This window comes from Tardiphaga sp. 20_F10_N6_6 (genome assembly GCF_052076045.1).
GTDB lineage: Bacteria > Pseudomonadota > Alphaproteobacteria > Rhizobiales > Xanthobacteraceae > Tardiphaga > Tardiphaga robiniae.
Genome location: NZ_CP197239.1, coordinates 3,482,538 through 3,506,725 on the forward strand (window position 1 = coordinate 3,482,538; position 24,188 = coordinate 3,506,725).

Below are 24,188 nucleotides of genomic sequence, written 5' to 3' on the forward strand. Positions count from 1 at the left end.
CTATGTCCCCGTAACCGGCAGGCCGCGCACGGAGGCTGCGGAGTTCAGAAATGCACCGGCGATATCGAGGAACTCGGGCACGTCGAGCAGGAAGGCATCATGACCCTTGTCGGTTTCGATCTCCGCAAAGGACACGCGGACGCCGCCGGCATTCAGCGCGTGCACGACATCGCGCGATTCTGCCGTCGGGAACAGCCAGTCGGATGTGAACGACATCAGACAGAAACGCGTCTGCGTATCGCGAAACGCTTCCGCAAGCTTGCCGTTGTGGTCGGCTGCGATATCGAAATAGTCCATCGCACGCGTCAGATAGAGATAGGAGTTGGCATCGAAGCGCTCGACGAAGGACGAGCCCTGATAGCGCAGATAGCTCTCGACCTGAAAATCCGCATCGAAGGAGAATGTCGGCAACTCCCTGTCCTGCATGCGGCGGCCGAACTTGCGGTGCAAGGCGGCATCCGACAGATAGGTGATATGCGCGGCCATCCGCGCGACGCCGAGGCCGCGATGCGGATGTGTGCCTTCCTCGAAATAACGCCCGCCGCGCCAATCGGGATCGGCCATCACGGCCTGACGACCCAATTCGTGGAACGCGATGTTCTGCGCCGAGTGCCGCGTGCTGCAGGCAACCGCCAGCGCGGAGAACACGCGCTCCGGATAGGCCGCGGTCCATTGTAGCGTCTGCATACCGCCCATGGAGCCGCCGACGACGCAAAACAACTGACCGATACCGAGACTGTCGATCAGCATCGCCTGCGCACGCACCATGTCGGGAATGGTGATGACCGGAAAATCCAGTCCCCAGATCTTGCCGGTGGCAGCATTGGTCGAGGCCGGACCGGTCGAGCCCATGCAGCCGCCGAGCACATTCGAACAGATGATGAAGTAGCGGTCGGTATCGAGTGCCTTGCCGGGGCCGACCAGCGTCTGCCACCAGCCGGGCTTGCCGGTGATCGGATTGATATTGGCGACGTGCTGGTCGCCGGTCAAAGCGTGGCAGACCAGGATGGCATTGGATTTGTCGGCGTTGAGCGTTCCGTAGGTCTGATAGGCGATCTGGAACGGGGCGAGGTCGACGCCGCAATCGAGCCGCAGCGGCTGATCCATGCCAAAACCCGCGACCAGCGAGGTCGGATGATCGGCTTCGTGTCCACGCTCATCGGGGCGGACAACCGGACTCTTCACCAGTTCGACATTTACCATCTTGATACCGGCCTCCTCAGGAGGTTCTCAAACCAAAACCGGAATCAGGCCATAAAAAACCCGGCCTGAACAAATAGCTCGGCCGGGATCAAACTGTCCCCGGCCTGTTTAGCGAGTTGTTTAACGTGGCTGCAAGCCGGCCGGCTCAAATGACCACGGAAGAGACCAGAAACTAGTCCCACACCCGCCTGCCGTCAATATGGGCATACCCCGGTCAAATTGCCCAACTGCCCTGCGGCCAAATCTTCCATGTTTTCTTTGCTTTCCGGCACCGTCTTACCTAATCAATGGCCGTGCCCGCCGGCTCCCCGGAGCCGGCCCGGCAAGCTCGACGGGACCTATCACGCCTCCCGTCCCGAAGGTTTTGAACATGTCGAAATTACCACCCGCCCCGCCCTCGCTGGATGAACTGCGCAAAGAGATCGACAGCATCGACGCGCAGGTTCACGCCCTGTTGATGCAGCGCGGCGACATCATCGACCGGCTGATTTCGGTGAAGCAGACCCAGGAGGTCGGCTCGGCCTTCCGGCCGGCGCGCGAGGCCGACATGATGCGCCGTCTGGTGCAGCGCCATCGCGGCATCCTGCCGATCGACACCGTCGAGAGCATCTGGCGGGTGATCATCTCGACTTTCACTTACGTTCAGGCGCCGTTCTCGGTGCATGCGGATCTGTCGCTCGGCGAGAGCGCGATGCGGGATTCCGCGCGCTTTCATTTCGGCTTCACGGTGCCTTACGTCGCGCATTTCAGCGCCGCCGCAGCGGTCGAGGCCGTGGCCAAGTCCAAGGGCGATCTCGCGCTGGTCTCGGCGACGTCCAGCCGCACGCCGTGGTGGATCCCGCTGGAAGCCCTGGGCGCGCCGAAGATCATCGCACGCCTGCCGTTCATTGAACGCGCCGACCATCCGGCCGCATTGCCGGTGTTCGTGGTGTCACGCGTCGCCGACAGCGCCATGGTGACCGAAGTCGAGATGTGGAGCGTGCGGGTGTCAGGCTGGAATGCCGAGACCGCGCGCGCGCTGTCGCCGCTGGCCGAAATCGTCGCCGTGCCGGATACCGCCTTTGACGGCGCCGCGCTGCTGATCTCGATCACATCGGCCTCAAACCTCGACACGATCAAGTCGGCGCTGATCGAAGCCGGCGCCTCGGTGCGCTCCACGGCCCTCGTCGGCAGCCACGCAACCCGCTATACCGTGGCCGCCAGCGACGCACCGCGTTCGTAAGCCAATCTGACGTTCTGGAGTTGAAGATGTCCCGTCCTGTGCCGAAGCCCGGCATTCTCGATATCGCGCCCTACACCCCTGGCAAGAGCCCGGTGGTGGAGCCCGGCCGCAAGACCTACAAGCTGTCGGCCAACGAGACCCCGTTCGGTCCGTCGGCGCGCGCCAAGGACGCCTTCGCCACCGCTGTCGCGCATCTCGAGGATTATCCGGAAGGCACGTCGAAGGTGCTGCGCGAGGCGCTCGGCCACCGCTTCGGCCTCGATCCCGCGCAGATCATCTGCGGCGCCGGCTCCGACGAAATTCTCAACCTGATTGCGCATGTCTATCTCGGCCCCGGCGACGAGGCGATTTCGACCGCGCACGGCTTCCTGGTCTACCCGATCGCCACGCAGGCGAACGGCGCCACCAATGTGGTCGCTCCGGAAACCAACTTCACCTGCAACGTCGACGCGATCCTGAACTGCGTCACGCCGCGCACCAAGCTGGTGTGGCTGGCCAATCCGAACAATCCGACCGGCACCTATCTGCCGTCCTCCGAGATCAAGCGCCTGCGCGCCGGCCTGCCGGAGCACGTGCTGCTGGTGCTCGACGCCGCATACTGGGATTACGTGACCAAGGGCGACTACGACAACGGCCTGGAGCTGGCGAAGACCACCGAGAATACCGTCGCCACCTACACCTTCTCGAAGGTGCACGGCCTGGCCGCCTTGCGGATCGGCTGGATGTTCGGCCCTGCGCACATCGTCGATGCGATGAACCGGATTCGTGGGCCGTTCAACGTCTCGGCGCCGGCGATGATGGCCGCGGTGGGGGCGATCGAGGACACCGGCCATGTCGAGATGTCGCGCACATACACCGCCAAGTGGATCGGCATCCTGACCGAGGAAATCACCAAGCTCGGCATCGAGGTGACGCCAAGCGTGGCCAATTTCCTGCTGATGCATTTTCCGGCGACCGGCAAGACCGCAGCAGATGCCGATGCGTTCCTGACCAGGCGCGGGCTGGTGCTGCGCGCCGTGACCAATTACGGCCTGCCGAACTCGCTGCGTATGACCATCGGCACCGAGGAAGCCAACAGGCTGGTGATCGAGACGCTGCGTGAATTCATGGCATCGAATTCGGGGCAATGACGTGAGCGCCACGCCGCCCTTCAAACGTATCGCGCTGATCGGCCTCGGCCTGATCGGCTCGTCGCTGGCGCGCGGCATCCAGCAGCTTGGTCTTGCCGGTGAACTCGTTGCCACCGACAATTCGGCGGCCGTGCGTGCACGCGCCGTGGAAATCAAGCTCGCCGACCGCATCGCCGACGATAATGCCAGCGCGGTCAAGGATGCCGATCTGGTCATCGCCTGCGTACCCGTCGGTGTGGCAGGCGACGTGGCGAAAAGCATCGCGGCACATCTCGCGCCCGGTGCGATCGTCTCCGACGTCGGTTCGGTGAAGGCCTCCGTGCTGCACGCGATGTCCGAATATCTGCCGGACAACGTCCACTTCATTCCCGCGCATCCGGTCGCTGGCACGGAGAACTCCGGTCCGGATTCCGGCTTCGCCGAACTGTTCAGCAATCGCTGGTGCATTCTGACGCCGCCTGAGGGCGCGGATCCCGCGGCCGTCGAGAAGCTCACCGGTTTCTGGGCTGCATTGGGCGCCAATGTCGAGATCATGCAGGCCGCGCATCACGATCTGGTGCTCGCGGTCACCAGCCATCTGCCGCATCTGATCGCTTATACAATCGTAGGCACGGCCGACGAGCTCGAAGACGTCACGAGGTCGGAAGTGCTGAAGTTCTCCGCGGGCGGTTTCCGCGATTTCACCCGTATCGCTGCATCAGACCCGACCATGTGGCGCGACGTGTTCCTCGCCAACAAGGACGCGGTGCTGGAAATGCTCGGTACCTTCCAGGAAGACCTGTCGAAGCTGACCCGTGCCATCCGCCGCGACGATGGCGATGCGCTGTTCGAGCACTTCACCCGCACCCGCGCGATCCGCCGCGGCATCGTGAGTATCGGTCAGGATGAAGCGGCGCCGGACTTCGGGCGCAAGCATCAGGCGCTGACGAAGAAGGATTGATCGCAGGACCAACAGCCGTCATTGCGAGCGAAGCGAAGCAATCCAGCCTTACTTGCTTTGCAGCTTCTGGATTGCCGCGTCGCTTCGCTCCTCGCAATGACGTGGAGAGGCCGGCGAACCTCACGCCTTAAAACAACGGCGGGATCTGCGCCACGCGCAGCGGCCCGAGGAACACCGCGCCATCGACAAATTTCAGCGGGAACGACCGCGCCGCTTTGCCTTCCAAGACAGCCGCAGTCCCGATCGAATTGACGCCAGCGGCAAGGCCGCTGCCGGCATTCTTGCGCACGACATTGCCGAGACCGGGGATCGCGCGATCAAGCGCACCGAGGATGTTGTTGACGTCTTGCGACTTCACGCCGGGCGCAATGCGATCCAGCGCCTCCTGAGGCACGCCCATCTCGAGCAACTTGTCGATCCCGAGGGCGGCGATAGCCTTGTCCAGTCCCGCCACGGTCATCTGCAATTCGCCGTCGAGATTGCCCGCGGCGGTCAGACCGAGCGAGCCCGTCGCCAGCGAGATGATCTCGCCCTGCTGGACGCGCGACTGCACGATCTCGACGCGTCCACCTGCAGCCTGAAGCTCGCGGAAACGCTGCGGCCAGGGCTTGGGCGAGACATCCTTGAGTCCGCTGAGCAATGCGCGGATATCGGCGTCGAATGGCGCGGCGAGGATCGGATGAACATCGGCAATGCTGCCGCTCCTGATCTGCAGGGCCGTCTCGATCACCGGCTTGTCCGGCGTCGAATTCGCTGCCGTGCGGCCATGCAATTCGACCTGTTTGGCACGTGCGGTCGGCGCCTGCACCGAGCCGGCGAAACGGTCGAGCGACACGTCGTCGAACACGATGTCGGCGCTGTCAGGCGTACCGGGCAGACCGGTGATGCTGCTGCGCGCCGAGCCCCAATTCATTACCATCGCCGGCTGACCGCGCTCGGACAGAACTGCCGGCGCGGTGAATTCGGCGACCAGGAGCCGCGGCGTGTAAATCTGCGCAACCACAACGATCTCACCGAGCTTCGCGGTGATCGGCACCTGCTTCGCATTCTGGGCGGCCGTTTGCGAGGTCAGCGAAACGCTGACACCGCTACAGCGGACTTCGAGCCGGAACGGGAAGCCGGAGACCGAACGGTTGGCGCAATCATAGACGCGGCCAGCCGCGGCCTCTCGGGAGCGCCAGATATCGACGTTTTCGTCGACCTTGGACGCGGCATAGAACCAGAAGCCGCTCCACGCCGCCGCAAGGACGACGATGATGACGGGCAGGATGAAAATCGGCCAGAGGCGGCGCTGGGTGGGCTGTGCATATTCGGACATGGCGGGACGTAGATCGCATGATTTTGTCAAATCGGCGATCCCTTTCATGGGGTTATCCTGCGGTCGCAGGGCCACATTGCAGGAAATCAAGATCGCCCGGGCCCAAGGTTTCTGCTAGGTCGGCATCATGACCGCGAAAATCACCGCCCAGCCCGATTCCGACAGCGATCTCTGGGTGTTCGGCTATGGCTCGCTGATGTGGCGGCCGGGCTTCGAGTTCATCGAACAGGTGCCGGCCCGGCTGATCGGCGAACATCGGGCGCTCTGCGTCTATTCCTTCGACCACCGCGGCACGCCGGAAAAGCCCGGCCTCGTGCTCGGCCTGGACCGCGGCGGCGCCTGCCGCGGCATTGCCTTTCGCGTGGCGGCCAAGCTGCGCCATGACACCATCGCCTATCTCAGGGAGCGCGAGCAGACCACCCATGTCTATCGCGAGGTCATGCGCTCCGTCTGGCTCGATGACGTGGAGCGTACCCGCGTCAGCGCGCTGGCCTATGTGGTCGACCGCGGCCATGTGCAATATGCAGGGCGCCTGAGCCTCAGCGAGCAATTGCACTTCGTGCGGCAGGGCCACGGTCGTTCCGGGCTGAACCGCGATTACGTGCTGTCGACCGTGAAGGCCATCGAGGCCGAAGGTTTTCGCGACGCACAGCTCCATCAGCTCGCAGCCATGCTGCACGAGTGAATAAGCGCTAGCTCTCTTTCACCGCCACATTCGGCACGCGCCCGAAGATCGTCGCCTGCTCCGCGCGCGCCTCCGCAACGATACGATCGGTGGCGGCCTCGATCGACGTGCTGATCGCCGCGATGAATTCCTTGCGTGGCAGGCCGGCCGGCAACGGATCGAGAAACTCCACCACCAGCGTGCCGGGATAGCGCAGGAAGGTGCGGCGCGGCCAGAAGAGGCCGGAATTCAGCGCCACCGGCAGACACGGCGCGCCGGATTTGGCGTAGATCTGCGCGACACCGGGTTTGTAATCCGGTGGTGCCTCGACAGGCCGACGCGTGCCTTCGGGAAAGATAATGAGCTGACGGCCGAGCTGGATTTCCTCGGTGGCGCGCTTGGCCATATCGATGAGCGAACGCGCACCGCCATCGCGATCGACGCCGATCATTTTCGACTTCTTCAGATACCAGCCAAAGAACGGAATCTGCCCGAGCTCGCGCTTGTAGATGAACAGCGGCCGGTCGAAGAACGGCATCAGCGCGAAGGTCTCCCACATCGATTGATGTTTCGAGGCCACCACCAGCGGCCCCGCCGGAATTTTCTCGAGTCCGCGATAATCGACCCTGGTGTTGCAGACGATACGCATCAGCCAGATGCTGCTGGTCGCCCACGCCTTCGCGATCGCCATGAAGGCGCGAGGCGGCATCACGAAGGTTGGAATCGCCACCAGTATCCAGAACACCAGCAGCACATAGAACAGCACGTTGTAGATCAACGAACGCACGAATATCGAAGTCATGGTGTTCCGATCAGCTCAATTGCAGTTCAATTCGCAGACGCCGTGGCCGGCCGGCGCTGCGGCGCGTCGCTCTGCTGGTCGCTGCCGGAATCCGGCATCAGATCAATACCGATATTCGCCAGCCGCACCCGCGCTTCGGCCGCGAGATATTTGACATATTCCGATAGCAGCAACCGCAGCGTCGGGCCACTGGTCCACCACGGCTCGTCACGCCATTTGTCGCCAATCACCGAGAACGGGATCAGCTCGATATCCGGCATCTCATGTGACATTTCGACGATCGCGCGCGGCATGTGATAATTCGAGGTCACCACGATCAGCGACTTGAAGCCGCGCTCATGGACCCAGCGTTTGGTCTCCACCGCGTTGCTGCGGGTGTTGACGGCGGAGCGATCGAGATCGACGCAGCAATCCAGCAGCCGCTGGCTGTCCGGCAGCGTGCGCGAGATATTGGCGGCGCCATTGGTCGGATGCACGCCGGAGATCAGCAACCGTTTGCCGAAACCGTTGGCGAGCAGTTCGAGCGCATCCGCGACGCGCGACGATCCGCCGGTCAGGACCACGATGCCGTCGGCATTCGCCGACGGCTTCAGCTCGCCGCTGCGCAGTTGCGCAAGAAACGCAACGAAACCGATGGCGCCGACCATGAAGGACAGTGCAAATGCGACCACGAGTGCCGCACGGATGACGCGCCGCCGCGGTGGCGCGGCAACGGGCATCTCCGTGGTGTTCTGGTCGTCGAGCAAGGTCATCGGTCTGGCGTTTGGTCCTTTGGCAGCAATCTTAGGTATTTTTCGGCGCCTTGGCGATGCCATCGCCTGTGCCTGGCGCGTTACTCGATGTCGTTCAGCGTCGAGAACAAAGTGCGGCGCGATGCCCAGGCGGTAATTCCTGCTATCAACAGCGCCTGCCCTGCCACCGCGAGATAACCTGACGACCGCAGCGAGAACGTCCCCAGCAATGCGGCGAACTGATCGCCCACCGGCGTGCCGGAAAACCAGCTCGCGATCGACTCTGAAAACCCGAACATCAGCATCGCGGCACCGCCGCCAATGATACCGCCCTGCAGGCCAAGCCGCAGGAAGTGGCGGAAGAAGCGATTGGCGATATAGCGATCGCCCGCGCCGACGAAATGCAGCACCTCGACGATCGGCCGGTTCGCCGCCATCGCGCCGCGCGTCGCAAAGGATACAGAGATAATGGTGGCGATAATAACGAGCGCAAGGATGCCAAGCCCGGCCAGCACCGTTGCCGATGTCATCGACCGCATCCGCTCGACCCAGGCGCGATGATCGTCAACGCTGGCCGAGGGCACGGCCTGCGTCACCCGTTTGCGCAATCCGATAATGTCCAGCGCCGTCCCCGGCGCGACACGTGCAATGATGACGCGCGGCACAGGTAGCTCGTCGAGCGACAGTCCCGTGCCGAGCCACGGCTCCAGCAACTGCGCCGATTGCTCCCTGCTATAGGGCTGCACCTCGACAATCCCCGGCTGGCCGCGAATGGCATCGGTCACCGCCTGTGTGTCGCGGTCGAGATCGCGGCCGCCCTGCGGCTTCACCTGGATGGTGATTTCGCTGGCGACTTCCGATTGCCACTCCGACGCCGAGGCGCTGATCAGCAGCACCGCGCCTGTGGTGATGGAGGCGAGGAAGGTCATGATGGCGACAACAGCCACCAGCGCGCGGCCGGCGATCGAGCCGCGCGGCACGATCGGGGATGCGTTGCGCGCCTTCGCCGGGACCTGCGGGCGATCGGTGCCGAGGTCCATCAGCGGGCCGTGTTCTTCGCCGATTCTACTCATAGATATGCAGCCGGCCTTGATGCAGCACCATGCGCCGCGCGTCGTATTGATCCATCAATGTAATATCGTGGGTCGCGATAATCACCGCGGTGCCGGACTTGTTGAGCTCGATGAAGAGCCGCAGCAGACGCCGGCCCAGCGTCGGATCGACGTTGCCCGTCGGCTCATCCGCCAGCAGCAGCATGGGCCGTGCGATCACCGCGCGCGCAATCGCAGCGCGCTGCTTCTCGCCGCCCGACAGGATCGGCGGCAGCGCATCCATGCGATCGCCGAGCCCGACCCATTTCAAGAGATCGATGACTTCGCGCCGATAGCTGGACTCCTCACGCCCCATCACCCGGAACGGCAGCGCGACATTCTCATAGGTCGTCATATGGTCGAGCAGACGGAAATCCTGCAGCACGATACCGATGCGCTTGCGCAAGTCGGCGATCTCGTCCTTGCCGAGCAGCGAGATATCCTGGCCGAACAGATTGACCAACCCGCGGGTCGGCCGCAGCGACAGGAACAGCAGGCGCAGCAGCGAGGTCTTGCCGGCGCCAGAGGGACCGGTCAGGAACTGGAACGAATGCGCAGGGATCTGGAAATTGAGGTCGCGCAGAATCTCCGGGCCAAGCCCGTAGCGCAAACCAACATTTTCGAACCGGACCACATTCAGCTCCGTTCGATGGGTTCAAAAAGCCTCAAAAAGACGGTCAATTGCTTGTGCGGCCGTTATGGTTTCCGATTCGTTAACGGTCGTCTTGTAGCCTGCCGGCCATGTCATCGGCTATCGGCTCCATGCATATCGTTTGCCCCAATTGCACGACGTCCTACGCCGTGAACCCGGCTACGTTCGGCGATGCCGGACGGACGGTGCGCTGCGCCCGCTGCAAGGAAGTCTGGCTGGCGCGGCCGGAGGATCTCTCCCGCGCCGAAGCCCGTGTTCCCGCCATGGCGGCGAAGGCCAGCGAGCCCGATCCGAACGAGGACATGAGCGCCTGGGGCGTGACCGAGGACGACGACGCTTCGGCACCGAACGTTCCGGTGGTGGAAAGCCCGTCGATTTCGGCCGACTGGCCGGTCGACGCCAATGATCGTACCGAGGAGGCCGACTGGGCCACGCTGGCGCAGCACGACGCGGTGGCCGCGATGCGGGCCACCCCGCCGTCGCGCCTTGCCGTGCTGGGCCGTTTCGTGCCGTCGCTGCCGCGGTTGTTCGTCATGCCACGTCACAGCCTGCCGATCGCCACCGCGGCCATGGCGTCGCTGTTGCTCGCACTGGTGATCTGGCGCGTCGATCTGGTCAAGCTGATGCCGCAGACCGCGACTTTCTATCAGGCGGTCGGCCTCGACGTGAATATACGGGGGCTTGCCTTCAAGGACGTCAAGGTCACCACCGAGACCGTCGATGGCAAGTCGGTCTTGCTCATCGAAGGCCTGATCGTGTCCGAAACCCGCACGCCCACCGCATTGCCGCGCCTGCGTTTCGTGGTACGCGACGAGAAGGGGACTGAAATATATGGCTGGAACGCCGTGCTCGAACAGCTCGGCCTCAATCCCGGCGACAAGACATGGTTTCGATCGCGGCTGGCCTCGCCGCCGGCCGAGGGCCGCAGTATCGATGTGCGTTTCTTCACCAAGCGCGACGTCGCCGGCGCGTAAGTCCAAGGAGTTGTCGTGGCGCGTATCCTGATTGCTGATGACGAAGAATCGATGCGGCTGCTGGTCGGCCGCGCCATCGCCATGGATGGCCACGAGATCGTCACGGCCGAAGACGGCGCCGAGGCGCTGGAAATCCTTACCGAGCAGGGCGGCGCATTCGACCTGCTGCTGACCGACATCAAGATGCCTGTCATGGACGGCATCGCGCTGGCGCTGGCCGTCGCGCGCGATTTTCCCGAACTGACAATCCTGCTGATGACCGGTTACGCCGACCAGCGCGAGCGCGCGACGGGCCTGAATGCCATTGTGCACGATGTGGTGACGAAGCCGTTTTCCGTGGCGGATATCCGCACGGCCGTGGCGGACGCGCTGGCGGTGAAGAACAAGGGATAAGCGGGCGCCCGCCGTCTTCGTAGGATGGGTAGAGCGCAGGCGCACTTGCGCTGAAGCGAAACCCATCAGCCACCACACGGAAAGTGATGGGTTTCGCGAAGACGCTCTACCCATCCTACGCGCTGGCGCAGACCGACGTCCGCCCTCAATAATCCTTCAGCAGCCGCTCGATGTAATCGAGTTCGAGCTGCGGCCGCGTCGTGTCGCCGAGGCGACGACGCAGCTCTTCCAGGATTCTCCGCACGCGCTGCACGTCAATCTCGCCAGGAATCTTCACCGTGAGGTCGTCGCCAAGTTCGCGGCCACGCAGCGGACGCCCGAGCGGATCGCTTTGCCGGCCACCGCTCTGCTGGCGGCCAGGATTGTTGCCGGGGCCGTCGTTCTGGCCTTCACCTTCGCCCTGCTGCATGGCCTGCGCGAGCTTCTGGGCGCCCTTGCGGAGCGCATCGAGTGCCTTGCCCTGCGAACCCACAGCGCCATCGGCATTGCCCTCGCCAAGCTGACCGCCGGCATCGCCCATGGCGCTGTCGGCATCACCGAGACCATCACCGTCGCCGTCACCATCGGCGTCCGCCTGATCGTCGCCGCCTTGACCTTGGCCCTGCCCTTGCTGGCCCTGCTGTCCTTTTTGCCCCTGCTGTCCTTTTTGGCCCTTCTGACCCTGACCCATACCCTGCTTGGCGAGTTGGTCCTGCAGCTGCTTGAGGCGGTCGCGCAGATTCTGCTGATCCTGCTGCAGATCGCCCATACCCTGCTCGCCCTGCTTGCCGCGGCGGCGCTCGTTGCGCTGGTCCTGGCCCTGCTTGAAGGTCTTGTCGCGCAACTGCTGCTGCTTGCGGATCATGTCCCCAAGCTCGTTCATCGCCTGATCCATCTCGCTGTCACCGGACTGGCCGGGCTGCGCCATCTGCAGGTTTTCCAGCATCTGCTGCATCTGTTCGAGCAGTTGCTTGGCGGCATCCTTGTCGCCGGAGCGCGACAGCCGCTCCATGCGCTCGATCATGTTGTTGAGGTCCTGCTGCCGCATGACCTTGGTGTTCTTGTCGAGCGGACGCGCCAGCTGCTGCGGATTCTGCTTCATCTGCTCGGCGAGCTGCTTCAGAAAGTTATCCAGCGCCGCACGCAGGTTCTCGGTGAGCTTCTTGATCTCCTCGTCGCTGGCGCCGCGCTCCAGCGCCTGCTTCAGCGCGTCCTGTGCCGCCTTCAGCGCCTTGTCGACATCGGTGATGTCGCCGTCCTCGATAGTGACGGCGAGCGCCCACAGGCTGGCGACGACTTCTTTCAGGGCCGCATCGGTGCGGGCGCGTTCGATCTGGGTGGCAACGCTGCGCAGCCCGAGATACTGGCCGGCTTCCGGCGTGAAAGCTTCCGGCGCGATCATCAGGGCCTGCAGCGCGAAGGAGACCTGACCGCGCTGATTGGCGTCGAGTGCCAGGATACGGCGCTGTTCGATCAGCGCGCGCGGCAGCGGCTTGGTGAACAGCCGCTCCGGCAGCCGCATGTTGAACGGCTCGCTCTTGCCCTCGTTGCCCGACTCATCCTTCGCGGTCAGCGTCAGCGTGACATCGGCGCCGGCATAGGGATCCTCGCTGAGATCCTTGACGGTCTGGCCGACACCGTTGCGCGTGCGCGCATTTGGCAGCACCAGCGCAAATGACGGCGCATCGAACAGCGGCCGCGGCTTGGCGGCTTCCTTGATGCCATCCTTGCTCTCGGCGGGACGCGCGGCGAATTGCGCATGGGCTTCGGTAACGCCGTAGTCGTCCTCGAGCTTGTAGGACATCTGCAGCGAACCCCGCGCCTGACGCTCCGGGTCCTTGGCGAGCGCGATGGTCGGCGGACGATCACCCGTTGCCGTGAACTTCCACTGCGGCTGGCCGGACGGCGCACGGACATGTGCCGTCCCGTCAGACGTGATGGTGAAATGCTTTTCGTTGGTGCCCTTCGGGGCTTCCGCCGTCGGCGCCACGTCAGCGACGCCGCCGGTGAGAACGACATCAAGCGCACCACCGCTGGAGCGCACGATCAGCGTCGAGCCCGACGGCACCGGCAATGCAGCGGCATCGGCCGTGGACGCATCCTTGTTGGCGGCAGACAGGATGATCGGCGGCTTGCCGGTGTAAGGCGGCGGCGTGATCCAGGCATCGACACGCACATTCGCCGGCGCCAGCACGCCGTTCCAGTCGAACGCCGCCATGATGCGTGCGCCGCGCTCGCCACTGGCGGCAAACCAGGTGGCGAACAGCAGCACGATCACGATGGCGCGCAGCGCCCAGGGGTCATGGATCGCGAGGCGCGGCGACGGCAGGCCAGCGCGGATTTTCTTGAGCGAGGCCAGCGTACGCTCGCGCTGAACCAGCCACAGCGCCCGGGCCATCGGGTCCTGCGACGACAGCGTGTCGGTCAGCGCCGTTGCGGGACGATGCGCAATGCCGGTGCCGCGATCGAGGCGCGACAAGCCCTCTTCACGCGATGGCCAGCGAAACTTCAGGAGAGGAACGAGCGTCGCCAGCGCAGCGATGACGAACAACGCAAGACCGATGGCACGCGCCGTGAAGGGAAGCGTCAGCCACAGACCGGCCCAGGACGCCGCCAGAAACAACCCGACGACACTGAGCAGCCGGGCCAGATGCGGCCACCCCCGCTCCCAGCCAATCGCCAGCCGGGCGCGCTGCAGCGCCTGCGCGAGCTGAAGCTGTGCCGCCGCCTGACGATCGGCATGTACGTCGCGTTGGGGGTCTGGTCGGTCGGGGGGCGCAGCGCTCAACGACGATCTCCGATGTTACCGCACGACACACTAGCACGGCGGCGGCAATGAGGCATGGCACAAGGGCCATCCGTGCACATGCAAAGCCTGAGCCTAAGTCGATTCGGAGCGATTGGGGTCACGAAGGCGTGAGGGGTCTTTGTAGGGGAACGCCCGCAGTGCGCTCCCTCGCCCCGCTCTTGCGGGGAGAGGGTGGGGTGAGGGGCTCCTCGAGATCCGCTTACCTCGCTTGAGCTTGAAGAGAGCCCCGTGCCCCGCCCCTCACCCGCCGCGAAGGCGCGGCGACCTCTCCCCGCGCAGAGCGGGGAGAGGTAAATCACCGCCTCACAACCAGGGCGCGGCCTTGTCCATGGCGATCAGCTGCTCGACTTCGATGCGCGGGCGAACCACCGCATACTGGTCGTCCTTCACCAGCACTTCCGGGACCAGCGCGCGGGTATTGTAGGTTCCCGCCTGCACGGCGCCATAGGCACCGGCGGTCATGATCGCGAGCAAATCGCCGGACTTCAGCTCCGGCAGCTTGCGGTCCAGCGCCAGATAATCACCGGTTTCACAGACCGGGCCGACGACGTCGACGGCCGACAGCTTTGCACCGGGTGCGGGCGCCGCTACCGGCAGGATCTCGTGATAGGCCTCGTACAGAGTCGGCCGGATCAGATCGTTCATGGCAGCATCGATGATGACGAAGGTCTTGCCGTCGCCATGCTTCACATGGATCACGCGCGCGACAAGAATGCCGGCATTGCCGACGATCATGCGGCCGGGCTCGAACATCAGCGTGCAGCCAAGATTATGCGTCACGCGCTTGACCATGGCCGCATAGGCCATCGGCTCCGGCGGCGCGGCGCGGTCCTCGTAATAGGGAATGCCGAGGCCGCCGCCGAAATCGACATGCGAAATCGTGTGGCCGTCGTTGCGCAGCACGGTGACGAAATCGGCCAGGATGCGAAATGCCTGCTCCATCGGGGCGAGATCGGTGATCTGGCTGCCGATATGCATGTCGACGCCGGTCACCTCAATGCCCGGCAGCTTCGCGGCACGGGCATAGACCTCGCGTGCCTTGCTGATGGGAATGCCGAACTTGTTTTCGGACTTGCCGGTGGAGATCTTGGCATGCGTGCCGGAATCGACATCGGGATTCACGCGGATCGAGATCCGCGCTGTACGGCCGGTCTCGCTGGCGATCTCCGACAGCAATGCGAGCTCGGGCTCCGACTCGATATTGAGGCAGAGAATGTCCTCGTCGAGCGCCAACCGCAGCTCGTCCGCGGTCTTGCCTACGCCGGAAAACACGATCTTCTTCGGCGGGATGCCGGCGGCCAGCGCCCGCTTCAACTCACCACCGGAGACCACGTCGGCGCCAGCGCCAAGCTTCGCCAGCGTGCGCAGCACCGACTGGTTGGAATTCGCCTTCATGGCGTAACAGACGAGGGCCTTTGTATCGGCAAAGGCCTCGGTGAAGACGCGGTAGTGCCGCTCCAGCGTCGCGGTCGAATAGCAATAGAATGGCGTGCCGACGGCATCCGCCATTTCGGCAATATCAACGCCTTCGGCGTGCAGCACGCCGTTGCGATAGTCGAAATGGCGCATGGCGAGTTAGTCCAGGATCGGATCGAGCAGGAACGGCTTCTTGCGACCACGGGTCGCCGCCGGCGGGCCCTCATCGACACCGTTCGAGGGCGCGAACACGTCCCTGCCCTTGCTGGCAGCCGACTGTGCATCGGGATCCGCCGCTGGAGCGCCGGTACCCATCGGCTGCGCAGACGCCTGTGGCGGCAGATCGAGGCCGCCTTTACGGCCGCAGCCAGCCAGCGCCAAAGCAGAAGCGGTCAGAACGAGAATGGCCCATCGCGCGGACGCAGGGCGGGTCGGACAAGTCACAGCGAAATCCCCAAATGCGGGCGCACCATACAAAGATTGCTGCGCTCTGGCGAGACCCCGAAATCCATTGAATTTTCGCACGCCAAGCCCGCTCAGCCCAATTTCCGCTCTTTTTCCAGTCGCTTGAGCCAGGCCTTCGCCTGCGACGTCACATTCTTCGGCGCCGTGCCGCCATAGCTGACCCGGCTCTTCACCGAGGATTCCACCGACAGCACCTTCATCACCTCTGCGGTGATCTTCGGCTCGACCGCCTGCATCTCCTTCAGGTCGAGCTCGTGCAACGCCACGCCCTTCTTGGTGGCGATGCCGACGATCCGGCCGGTGACGTGGTGCGCCTCGCGGAACGGCATTTTCAGCGTTCGCACCAGCCAGTCCGCCAGATCGGTGGCGGTGGCATAGCCCTCGCCGGCAGCAAGCTTCATGCGCTCCTCATTGGGCACGAGATCGCGGACCATGCCGGCAATCGCGCGGATCGCCAGCGATAGCGCCGAATAGGCCTCCATCGCGCCCGCTTTGTCCTCCTGCATGTCCTTCTGATAGGCCAGCGGCAGGCCCTTCATGACAATCAACAATCCGGTGAGCGAGCCGATCACGCGGCCGGTCTTGGCGCGGACCAGTTCGGCCGCATCCGGATTGCGCTTCTGCGGCATGATCGAGGAGCCGGTGGTGAACTTGTCCGAGAGTCTGACGAGGCCGACCAGCGGCGAGGTCCAGATCACGATCTCCTCGGCGAAGCGCGACAGATGTACGGCCGCGATCGAAGCCGCCGACAGCGTCTCGAGTACGAAATCGCGGTCCGACACCGCATCGAGCGAATTCGCCATCGGGCGATCGAAGCCCAGCGTCTTGGCTGTGGCATGGCGATCGATCGGGAATGAGGTACCGGCCAGCGCAGCGGCGCCGAGCGGGCTTTCATTGAGGCGCTTGCGCGCATCGGCGAAGCGGCCGCGATCGCGCGACACCATTTCCACATAGGCCAGCAGATGATGACCGAAGGTCACCGGCTGCGCGGTCTGCAGATGGGTGAAGCCGGGCATCACCGTGTCGGCATGCTCCAGCGCACGATCGACCAGTGCCCGCTGCAGCGACGCAAAGGCCGCATCGATCTCGTCGATGGTATCGCGCACGAACAGACGGAAGTCGGTCGCGACCTGGTCGTTGCGCGAACGCGCGGTATGCAGGCGGCCGGAGGCCGGGCCGATCAGCTCGCCGAGCCGGCTCTCCACATTCATGTGAATGTCTTCGAGCGCACGCTTGAATGTGAACGCCCCCTTGGTGATCTCTGACAGGATCGTGTCTAGACCGCCTGCGATATTTTTCGCATCTTTCGCGGTGATAATCCCTTGCCTGGCAAGCATCGCAGCATGGGCCTTGGACGCGGTGATGTCCTGGGCATAGAGGTGGCGATCGACGTCGATGGAGACATTGATTTCCTCCATGATGGCGTCGGGGCTTTCATCGAACAGCCCGCCCCACATCTTGTTGCTCACATTGGAGCCCTTACCGTCATTGCTGGACTTGCCGTTGCCCTTGCGCGAAGCCATGAATTGTCACTCATCTTTAACCGCAGCCGACGGATCGTCCGTCGCCAACCGTTGCATAGCCCTAACTGAGACCGAATGACAAACCCTATGCCCGACCAGCCTGCCCCCCGTCCGGCCAAACGCCGCCTGATCGTGCTCGGCGCGGTGCTCGTCGGCGCCGTGATCGGCTTTGCCGCGGTATCCAATATGGATCGGCTGCGGCAGCAGGCTGCGCCGAGCGATCCGACCTGCGCGCCGGCCATCGCACTGTCGAAGAAGATCGAACCGCTGGCGCGCGGCGAAGTCGCCGGCCTGACCATGGCCAGAACGCCGCTGAAACTGCCGGACCTCGCTTTCAGGGATGCCGACGGCCAGGAGAAGAAGCTGTCCGACTGGCGCGGCCGGACGGTGCTGGTGAACCTGTGGGCCACCTGGTGCGTGCCCTGCCGCAAGGAAATGCCGGCGCTGAACAACCTCGAGACCAAGCTCGGCGGCCCGGATTTCCAGGTCGTTGCGATCAATATCGACACCCGCGACGCCGAGAAGCCGAAGGCCTTTCTGAAAGACGGCGGCCTCAACCGGCTGGATTATTTCACCGACACCTCAGCCAAGGTGTTCCAGGACCTCAAGGGCATCGGCCGTGCACTGGGTATGCCGACCTCGGTGCTGATCGACGGCAAGGGCTGCGAGATCGCGACCATCGCCGGCCCTGCCGAGTGGGACAGCGAAGATGCCATCAAGCTGCTGAAAGCGGCGGTGAAGCCCGCCGCGGCAAGCTTCTGAGGTAGCGGCACAGACGACTGCGACATACGGCCGCCTGCGCGGATCGCAAAATTCTCCAGAATGCTGTCGGATGAACGCAATTGCGTTCGTCTTGAAAACAACCGGGCCACGCGCGCCCGGCGCCGACGCATGACAGCAGGGAGAAACGACCAATGGCCTATATCGACGGATTCCTCGTTCCGGTGCCGAAGAAGAAGCTGAAAGCCTATGCCGCCATCGCGCGCAAGGCCGGCAAAATCTGGCGCGAATACGGCGCACTCGACTATCAGGAATGTGTCGCCGATGACGTCAGCGTCGGCAAATGGACATCGTTCCCGCGCAGCGTGAAACTGAAACCCGACGAGACCGTTGTGTTTTCCTATATCATCTACAAGACGCGCAAAGATCGCGACCGCATCAACGCCAAAGTGATGAAGGATCCGCGCCTCGCCAAGATGATGGATCCGAAGGCGATGCCGTTCGATGCCAAGCGCATGATCTATGGTGGCTTCAAGACGCTGGTTTCAGTCTGACGCAACAACGGAGGACGCCATGACGCCGCACGGCCATTTCAACTGGAATGAATTCGTGACGCGCGATCCCGAGCGCGCGAAAGCCTTCTATCAGGAGACCATCGGCTGGACCTATCAGGCCAAGAAGCTGGCGGGCGGCGGCATCTACTGGATCGCAATGATGGACAATGTGCCGGTCGGCGGCATCTTCCACGCGGAAGGCCCGGGCTACGAGAATGTCCCCGATGGCTGGATGCCGTATCTCGCGGTCGACGACGTCGATGCGCGTGTGAAGAAAGCTGTCGCGGCCGGCGCGACGCTGATGCGGCCGGTATTCGACATTCCCGATGTCGGCCGGCTCGCAATCCTGCTGCAGCCCGGCGGTGCCGGGATCGGCTGGATCACACCGGTCGCGTAAGAGAAGCCGGGAGGCAGCAGGCTGCTGCCTCCCTTCGCGCTTCAGGCCGGCACTTCGCCGCCGCTGCGCGACAGCAATACGAGCAGCGCGCCCGCCAGTGTCGCCGCTGCGAGATAACCAACGGCACCGAACGGGCCGAAACCATCGACTAGAATGCCGCCAACGACTGCGCCAACCGTGATCGCGACCTGGAAAGCCGAGACGAGCAGGCCGCCCGCAGATTCAGCTTCGTCCGATGCGACCCGCACCATCCATGTCTGGAAGCCAACCGGCAGCACGCCGAAGGCAAAACCCCAGAGACCAACCGCGATGCCCGCGACAAGGCCCGAAGCGCCAAAGACAAACAGCACCAGCGCGAGCACGGCGATGGCCGCAGATCCCGTGACGATCGCAAGTTTCGCACTACGGGCGACAAGCACCCCGCCCGCGAAATTGCCGAAGAAACCGCCAACGCCATAAGCCAGCAGGACGAGCGAGATCGCAGTGACCGGAAGCTGCGGCACTTGTTCGAGGAAATGCCGGACGTAAGTGAATCCGGCGAAGTGGCCCGAGATACTGACGGCGATTGCGATCATCACAAGCCGGACACTGGGCCGACGCATCAGCACGAACAGCGTGCGCACATCCGGTGATGTGAGCGGCGGCAAGCGCGGCAGCGTCAGCACCTGAAAGACGAGCACGACGGCGCCGACAGCGGCCGCCAGCAAGAACACGTTCCGCCAGCCCCACAGATCTCCAAGATATGCACCGATGGGCGCAGCGCTGACGGTGGCGATCGAAACGCCGCTGAAAATCAGCGAGATCGCGCGCGGCAGCGCCTCCGCCGGAACAAGCCGCATCGCGGTGGCCGTTGCCATTGCCCAAAAGCCGCTGAGACTGATGCCGAGCAGCACGCGGGCAAGCAACAGGATTGGAAGGTTGCTCGCGGTAGCCGACAGCAGATTGGACACGATCAGCAGCACCGTGAGCGACCACAGGACGACGCGGCGATCCATGGCGCGTGTCACAATGGCCGTCGCAAGTCCGGCGATGATCCCGACAAGGGAGGTCGCGGTCACCACCTGCCCGGCAGCGCCGACCGAGACACCGAGATCGGTGGCGATCGGCGTGAGCAGGCTGGCGGGCAGGAATTCAGCCGTGACCTGGCTGAACGCGCCAAGCATTAAGGAGACAACAGCCGCCCAGGCTGCGTTCGTCCGCTCATTGGTTATTGGAGAAACATCGGCATCAAGTGCGGCAGTGGCGGAATCAGTCATGGCAGTCTCCAGCAGGGACCCCGGAGATGGAGGTGACCTCCTGGAGTTTCCATGCTAGAAAACCCTCAATGCTTGATCATTCGTCCACAACTGTCGCCACTCACCCCCTGACTGAAATGCTCCGGGGCTTGAAGATTGAGGGCGTCGATTACGTCCGCTGCCGCATGACCGAGCCATGGGGGCTGGTATTCCCGGCACGGCCGAAGGCGCAATTCCACTTCGTCGCCGAGCGCGGCTGCTGGCTGCGAACTCTGGATAACGCGTGGGTCCGCCTTGAACCAGGCGATGCCGTCTTGCTGCCGCGCGGCGCGGAACACGCGCTGGCGAGTTCACCCGATGCCTTCCCGGCACCGGTCGAGAATTGCCAGTTCGAGCCGGTGTGCTGCGGCATCCTCGACACCTGCAGCGGTGGCAATAGAGATGGCGAAGAAACCGTGCTGTTCGGTGCCGGCATGACCTTCAACCTCGACAGCCAGCACCCGTTACTTCTGATGATGCCTGAGCTGATGCAGATGCACGAACTTGCCACCGACGAGCCCGCCATCCCGCATCTGCTTGAGGCGATGACGTCCGAACTGGCGCTGGATCGCGTCGGTGCCGGCGGCATGCTGACGCGGCTGGCCGATGTTGTCGCCGCTGCACTGATCCGCAACTGGGTGGAGAAGGGCTGCGGCTCTGCCGGCTGGGTCGCGGCAGCGCGCGATCCCGGTATCGGCCGGGTTCTCGCTGCGATCCATCGCGACCCGACCAGGGATTGGACCGTCGAGGCGCTGGCCAACGTCATGCATGCGTCACGCTCGGCATTTGCGTTGCGCTTCGCCAATGTCGTCGGCCAGACACCGGCCCGTTACGTCGCGCAATTGCGGATGCAGGAAGCAAAGCAGTGGCTCACTCGCGACCGCTTGAAGATCGCGGTCGTCGCACGTCGGCTTGGCTATGAATCGGAAGCCGCGTTCAGCCGCGCCTTCAAGCGCATCATTGGCGCGCCACCGAGCCATTTTCGCGCGACGCTGACTGCTGCTTCCAAAGAGCAGTAGCCAGGTTCGACAGCGCCTTAGGCGGCGATATCGACGTTGCCGCCGACGCCCGCGCCGAGATTGGCCTGCGAGGCCTGCTGCGCGCCACCGAGCAGCGAGAGCACAGTGTTCTTTTCCATGTCGGCATTCGACTTCATGATCGAGGTCGAAATCTGCTGCTGCGTTCCCGCTGCCTTCATGGCAAGCGCGCTGGCAACCAAAGCCATATCCATCAGAAACACTCCGTAACGTCGTACCGCCGGTATAGCGATGCGGGGTTAACGAATGTTGACCTCGTGCAACAATCAGCCAGCATTCGCCCGAAATGCTGCGCCCAGTGTGCGCAGCGCGCCGCGCGCCCTCGCATCGGTGAGGCTGGAATGCAGCATCGTCTCGGCATCCTGCAATTTCGGCAGACCGAGGCGTGGGCCAAGATCGATGCTGCCGGCGGGAGCAACACGGCGGACCAGCGCACCAACGGCGAGGCCGGCGGAGATCGCCGCGCCGATGGTCGCAACGCCGCCGCCAACGAAGGCTTCGGTCCACCGAATGCCAGCCCCATCGAGTGCCGCAATCGCCGCCGAACGGACCGTACATGGCGCGGACTGCGCCGCGAGTCGTAGCGGCTCACCGGGCGCGTGCCGAAAATCCAGTGTGCCCATCCAGCCAAATGGTTCTTCCATCAAGACCTCGCCGTCACCACGTCGCCTGTCGACCCGCAACACGATCGCCGCGTCGAGATCGCCAGCGTCATAGGCTGACAGCAGGACCCGCGATGACTCGATCCGCAATTCGATCACCAGGGACGGATCGGTCGCGCTCATGCGTTTCAACACGTCGGCAAGATCGGCGCCGACGAGATGATGGCTGATCCCCACCACGAGACGCCGCCGCTCCGCAGCGAATGAGCCCATCGCCGACTGATGCGCCGCGACGAGATTTCGCGCGGAGGCCAGAAAAGCCGCTCCCTCCGACGACAGGCGCACCAGCCGCGGCGTTCGCTCCAGCAGGCGCTTGCCCAGCCCGCTTTCCAGCCGCTTGATCTTCAGGCTGATCGCCGACTGCGTGCTTCCCATCGCCTCGGCGGCGCGGGTGAAGCTGGTGAGATCGGCCACCAGCACGAAGGCCTGCACGGCCTCGATATCGAGCGCTTTCATCGGCCAATCATTTCAATCTGACATCATTGAAATATTATTTCATACGATTTTCCAATGATCAATATGGGATTAGGTTTGTTGGATCGGATTTGAACGACAGGAGACCACCATGCCGCTGGTTCGCATTTCACTGAAGAAGGGCAAGCCCGCCGCCTATCGGGAGGCGATCGCCGAAGGCGTCTATCAGGCGCTGCGCGAGACCTTCAACGTCCCGGAGGGCGATCGTTTCGTCACCATCTCGGAGCACGAGGATGGCACTTTCATCTATGATCCGAATTATCTCGGCATTCGCCGGACCGATGACCTGGTCATCATCCAGCTGACGGTCAGTAACACCCGCCCTCGTGAGCAGAAGCAGGCGCTCTACAAACGGATCGTCGAGAAGCTGACTGACAGACCGGGCCTGCGGCCCGAAGACGTCTTCATCAACCTCGTCGAGGTGCTGCCGGAGAACTGGTCGTTTGGCCATGGCGTGGCGCAGTACGTGACATGATTACGCAGCGCGAGACATTGATGGCGCATCTGTGCGGAGTCGGCATGGGCATGGCGACGATCGTCGGGATGGTGCCGGCGACGGTGAGCTTGATGCGGATGTTGGTTTAACTTGGCCGCGAGGCCAACCACACACACCGTCGTCATCCGCAGGCAGCGCGAAGCAAGCTTCGCTGGATGACCCGCGGATCCGTCCTTCTTCCTTGCATGCGTAAAGGTGGATTGCCGGGTCAAGCCCGGCAATGACAGCGTCTATCTTAAAAAAGACGAGCGCTTCGCCTTAACGCGTCGGGATCGGCTTCTCACCGCGGTAGTCGTAGAAACCGCGCTGGGTCTTGCGACCGAGCCAGCCGGCTTCGACATATTTCACCAGCAGCGGGCACGGCCGATACTTGGAGTCGGCAAGGCCTTCGTGCAGCACCTGCATGATCGACAGGCACGTATCGAGGCCGATGAAGTCGGCGAGTTCGAGCGGGCCCATCGGGTGATGCGCACCGAGCTTCATCGCCGCATCGATGGCTTCGACATTGCCGACACCTTCATACAGCGTGTAGATCGCCTCGTTGATCATCGGCAAAAGAATACGATTGACGATGAAGGCCGGGAAATCTTCCGAGACGGCGATCTGCTTGCCGAGCCTCGTGACGAAGTCCTTGGACGCATCGAAGGTCGCGTCATCGGTGGCAATGCCGCGGATCAGTTCGACCAGCTCCATCAACGGCACCGGATTCATGAAGTGAATGCCGATGAACTTCTCGGGACGGTCGGTCGACGCGGCGAGGCGCGTGATCGAGATCGACGATGTGTTGGAGGCGATGATTGCCTCCGGCTTCAGCACAGCGCAGAGATCGTGGAAGATCTTGCGCTTGATCTCTTCCTTCTCGACGGCGGATTCGATCACGAGATCGCAATCGGCAAGGCCGTCCATCGTGTCCGACGAGGTGATGCGATCCAGCGCGGCCTTGCGTGCATCCTCGGTGATGACCTTCTTCGACACCTGACGCGACAGGTTGCCGTTGATCGTCGCCATGGCAGACTTCAGGCGGTCGGCAGAGACATCGTTCAGCACAACTTCGAGGCCGCCCAATGCAGCCACATGCGCAATGCCATTGCCCATCTGGCCCGAGCCGATCACGCCGACTTTCTTGATCATAACCGCCATCTTGCTTGTCATCTCTGGGAACACGCCGCCCGCGCATGCCGCGTTCGGAAAGCTATCTTTACATAAAATATCGGCCGGAGTCAGTCACTCCGGCCGATGTCGTTAATTGAGGCGCAAAGCCC

25 protein-coding genes and 1 riboswitch are annotated in these 24,188 nt (G+C 63.5%); of the genes, 11 read left to right on the forward strand and 14 right to left on the reverse strand.

The features are described from left to right. On the reverse strand, positions 1 to 1,203 hold the full coding sequence (metX, locus tag AB7813_RS16800; RefSeq protein ID WP_439083979.1) for a homoserine O-acetyltransferase MetX: 1,203 nt from the start codon (positions 1,201 to 1,203) through the stop codon (positions 1 to 3). Between the two features lie 87 nt (positions 1,204 to 1,290). Then, a riboswitch (SAM riboswitch) is annotated at positions 1,291 to 1,370 on the reverse strand. A 203-nt stretch (positions 1,371 to 1,573) separates the two neighbouring features. Between metX and AB7813_RS16805 the strand changes: the two genes are divergently transcribed. Genes AB7813_RS16805 through AB7813_RS16815 form a run of 3 tightly spaced genes read left to right on the forward strand, consistent with a single transcriptional unit; the run spans position 1,574 to position 4,495 of the window. Next, entirely contained in the window at positions 1,574 to 2,425 is an 852-nt protein-coding gene (locus tag AB7813_RS16805; RefSeq protein ID WP_439083977.1) for a chorismate mutase, read from the forward strand. Between the two features lie 26 nt (positions 2,426 to 2,451). Further along, a complete protein-coding gene (hisC, locus tag AB7813_RS16810; RefSeq protein WP_093757389.1) occupies positions 2,452 to 3,555 on the forward strand; it encodes a histidinol-phosphate transaminase in 1,104 nt (367 codons plus the stop codon). 1 nt (position 3,556) lies between these two features. Then, complete coding sequence (locus AB7813_RS16815) at positions 3,557 to 4,495, forward strand: prephenate/arogenate dehydrogenase family protein (protein WP_439059905.1); 939 nt, start codon at positions 3,557 to 3,559, stop codon at positions 4,493 to 4,495. Positions 4,496 to 4,622: 127 nt separating this feature from the next. On the opposite strand, the gene AB7813_RS16820 is transcribed toward AB7813_RS16815, so the two are convergent. Beyond that, entirely contained in the window at positions 4,623 to 5,813 is a 1,191-nt protein-coding gene (locus AB7813_RS16820; protein WP_439084265.1) for a DUF2125 domain-containing protein, read from the reverse strand. Between the two features lie 127 nt (positions 5,814 to 5,940). On the opposite strand from AB7813_RS16820, the gene AB7813_RS16825 reads away from it, so the two are divergent. After that, complete coding sequence (locus AB7813_RS16825; protein WP_120287237.1) at positions 5,941 to 6,498, forward strand: gamma-glutamylcyclotransferase; 558 nt, start codon at positions 5,941 to 5,943, stop codon at positions 6,496 to 6,498. A 7-nt stretch (positions 6,499 to 6,505) separates the two neighbouring features. Here AB7813_RS16825 and AB7813_RS16830 read toward each other — a convergent pair whose 3' ends face one another. From AB7813_RS16830 to ftsE, 4 genes are all read right to left on the reverse strand, one after another. Continuing rightward, complete coding sequence (locus AB7813_RS16830) at positions 6,506 to 7,279, reverse strand: lysophospholipid acyltransferase family protein (protein WP_120287238.1); 774 nt, start codon at positions 7,277 to 7,279, stop codon at positions 6,506 to 6,508. Positions 7,280 to 7,305: 26 nt separating this feature from the next. Continuing rightward, a complete protein-coding gene (locus AB7813_RS16835; protein WP_093757394.1) occupies positions 7,306 to 8,031 on the reverse strand; it encodes a YdcF family protein in 726 nt (241 codons plus the stop codon). An 80-nt stretch (positions 8,032 to 8,111) separates the two neighbouring features. Then, positions 8,112 to 9,083 (reverse strand): cell division protein FtsX, encoded by a 972-nt coding sequence (locus AB7813_RS16840; protein ID WP_068729178.1) that lies wholly within the window; start codon positions 9,081 to 9,083, stop codon positions 8,112 to 8,114. Further along, positions 9,076 to 9,735 carry a cell division ATP-binding protein FtsE gene (ftsE, locus tag AB7813_RS16845; RefSeq protein ID WP_068729180.1) on the reverse strand — a complete coding sequence of 220 codons (660 nt, stop codon included), beginning with the start codon at positions 9,733 to 9,735 and terminating at the stop codon, positions 9,076 to 9,078. Before ftsE ends, AB7813_RS16840 begins: the two co-directional genes overlap by 8 nt. 128 nt (positions 9,736 to 9,863) lie before the next feature. Here ftsE and AB7813_RS16850 point away from each other — a divergent pair, with 128 nt between their 5' ends. Together AB7813_RS16850 and AB7813_RS16855 are read left to right on the forward strand one after the other, a co-directional pair. Next, positions 9,864 to 10,727, forward strand: coding sequence for an MJ0042-type zinc finger domain-containing protein (locus tag AB7813_RS16850; RefSeq protein ID WP_439065111.1), 864 nt, complete (start codon positions 9,864 to 9,866; stop codon positions 10,725 to 10,727). A gap of 15 nt (positions 10,728 to 10,742) precedes the next feature. Further along, positions 10,743 to 11,120 (forward strand): response regulator, encoded by a 378-nt coding sequence (locus tag AB7813_RS16855; RefSeq protein ID WP_175365986.1) that lies wholly within the window; start codon positions 10,743 to 10,745, stop codon positions 11,118 to 11,120. 145 nt (positions 11,121 to 11,265) lie between these two features. On the opposite strand, the gene AB7813_RS16860 is transcribed toward AB7813_RS16855, so the two are convergent. From AB7813_RS16860 to argH, 4 genes are all read right to left on the reverse strand, one after another. Beyond that, a complete protein-coding gene (locus AB7813_RS16860) occupies positions 11,266 to 13,887 on the reverse strand; it encodes a TIGR02302 family protein (protein WP_439065112.1) in 2,622 nt (873 codons plus the stop codon). Between the two features lie 324 nt (positions 13,888 to 14,211). After that, positions 14,212 to 15,477: a diaminopimelate decarboxylase gene (gene lysA, locus AB7813_RS16865; protein WP_068729188.1), complete on the reverse strand. Its 1,266-nt coding sequence runs from the start codon at positions 15,475 to 15,477 to the stop codon at positions 14,212 to 14,214. 6 nt (positions 15,478 to 15,483) lie between these two features. After that, on the reverse strand, positions 15,484 to 15,768 hold the full coding sequence (gene lptM, locus AB7813_RS16870) for an LPS translocon maturation chaperone LptM (protein WP_068730373.1): 285 nt from the start codon (positions 15,766 to 15,768) through the stop codon (positions 15,484 to 15,486). 92 nt (positions 15,769 to 15,860) lie between these two features. Further along, positions 15,861 to 17,258 (reverse strand): argininosuccinate lyase, encoded by a 1,398-nt coding sequence (gene argH, locus AB7813_RS16875; RefSeq protein WP_439065912.1) that lies wholly within the window; start codon positions 17,256 to 17,258, stop codon positions 15,861 to 15,863. A gap of 129 nt (positions 17,259 to 17,387) precedes the next feature. Between argH and tlpA the strand changes: the two genes are divergently transcribed. The 3 genes from tlpA (at position 17,388) to AB7813_RS16890 (ending at position 18,983) form a co-directional block, all read left to right on the forward strand. After that, positions 17,388 to 18,074: a thiol:disulfide interchange protein TlpA gene (gene tlpA / locus AB7813_RS16880; RefSeq protein ID WP_439083974.1), complete on the forward strand. Its 687-nt coding sequence runs from the start codon at positions 17,388 to 17,390 to the stop codon at positions 18,072 to 18,074. A 152-nt stretch (positions 18,075 to 18,226) separates the two neighbouring features. Continuing rightward, positions 18,227 to 18,586 carry a DUF1428 domain-containing protein gene (locus tag AB7813_RS16885; RefSeq protein ID WP_089267616.1) on the forward strand — a complete coding sequence of 120 codons (360 nt, stop codon included), beginning with the start codon at positions 18,227 to 18,229 and terminating at the stop codon, positions 18,584 to 18,586. A 19-nt stretch (positions 18,587 to 18,605) separates the two neighbouring features. Further along, positions 18,606 to 18,983 carry a VOC family protein gene (locus AB7813_RS16890; RefSeq protein ID WP_089267617.1) on the forward strand — a complete coding sequence of 126 codons (378 nt, stop codon included), beginning with the start codon at positions 18,606 to 18,608 and terminating at the stop codon, positions 18,981 to 18,983. 41 nt (positions 18,984 to 19,024) lie between these two features. On the opposite strand, the gene AB7813_RS16895 is transcribed toward AB7813_RS16890, so the two are convergent. Beyond that, the gene (locus AB7813_RS16895; protein ID WP_089267618.1) at positions 19,025 to 20,239 is read right to left on the reverse strand and encodes an MFS transporter; all 1,215 of its coding nucleotides are present in this window, start codon (positions 20,237 to 20,239) and stop codon (positions 19,025 to 19,027) included. A 68-nt stretch (positions 20,240 to 20,307) separates the two neighbouring features. Between AB7813_RS16895 and AB7813_RS16900 the strand changes: the two genes are divergently transcribed. Then, positions 20,308 to 21,276: an AraC family transcriptional regulator gene (locus tag AB7813_RS16900; protein WP_439065113.1), complete on the forward strand. Its 969-nt coding sequence runs from the start codon at positions 20,308 to 20,310 to the stop codon at positions 21,274 to 21,276. A 17-nt stretch (positions 21,277 to 21,293) separates the two neighbouring features. Here AB7813_RS16900 and AB7813_RS16905 read toward each other — a convergent pair whose 3' ends face one another. Together AB7813_RS16905 and AB7813_RS16910 are read right to left on the reverse strand one after the other, a co-directional pair. Continuing rightward, entirely contained in the window at positions 21,294 to 21,488 is a 195-nt protein-coding gene (locus AB7813_RS16905) for a putative motility protein (RefSeq protein WP_439065114.1), read from the reverse strand. A 72-nt stretch (positions 21,489 to 21,560) separates the two neighbouring features. Further along, positions 21,561 to 22,412 carry a LysR family transcriptional regulator gene (locus tag AB7813_RS16910; RefSeq protein ID WP_439065115.1) on the reverse strand — a complete coding sequence of 284 codons (852 nt, stop codon included), beginning with the start codon at positions 22,410 to 22,412 and terminating at the stop codon, positions 21,561 to 21,563. Positions 22,413 to 22,521: 109 nt separating this feature from the next. On the opposite strand from AB7813_RS16910, the gene AB7813_RS16915 reads away from it, so the two are divergent. Beyond that, complete coding sequence (locus AB7813_RS16915; RefSeq protein ID WP_439059914.1) at positions 22,522 to 22,905, forward strand: tautomerase family protein; 384 nt, start codon at positions 22,522 to 22,524, stop codon at positions 22,903 to 22,905. Between the two features lie 279 nt (positions 22,906 to 23,184). On the opposite strand, the gene AB7813_RS16920 is transcribed toward AB7813_RS16915, so the two are convergent. Then, positions 23,185 to 24,066, reverse strand: coding sequence for a 3-hydroxybutyryl-CoA dehydrogenase (locus AB7813_RS16920; protein WP_089267834.1), 882 nt, complete (start codon positions 24,064 to 24,066; stop codon positions 23,185 to 23,187). Between the last annotated feature and the right edge of the window lie 122 nt (positions 24,067 to 24,188).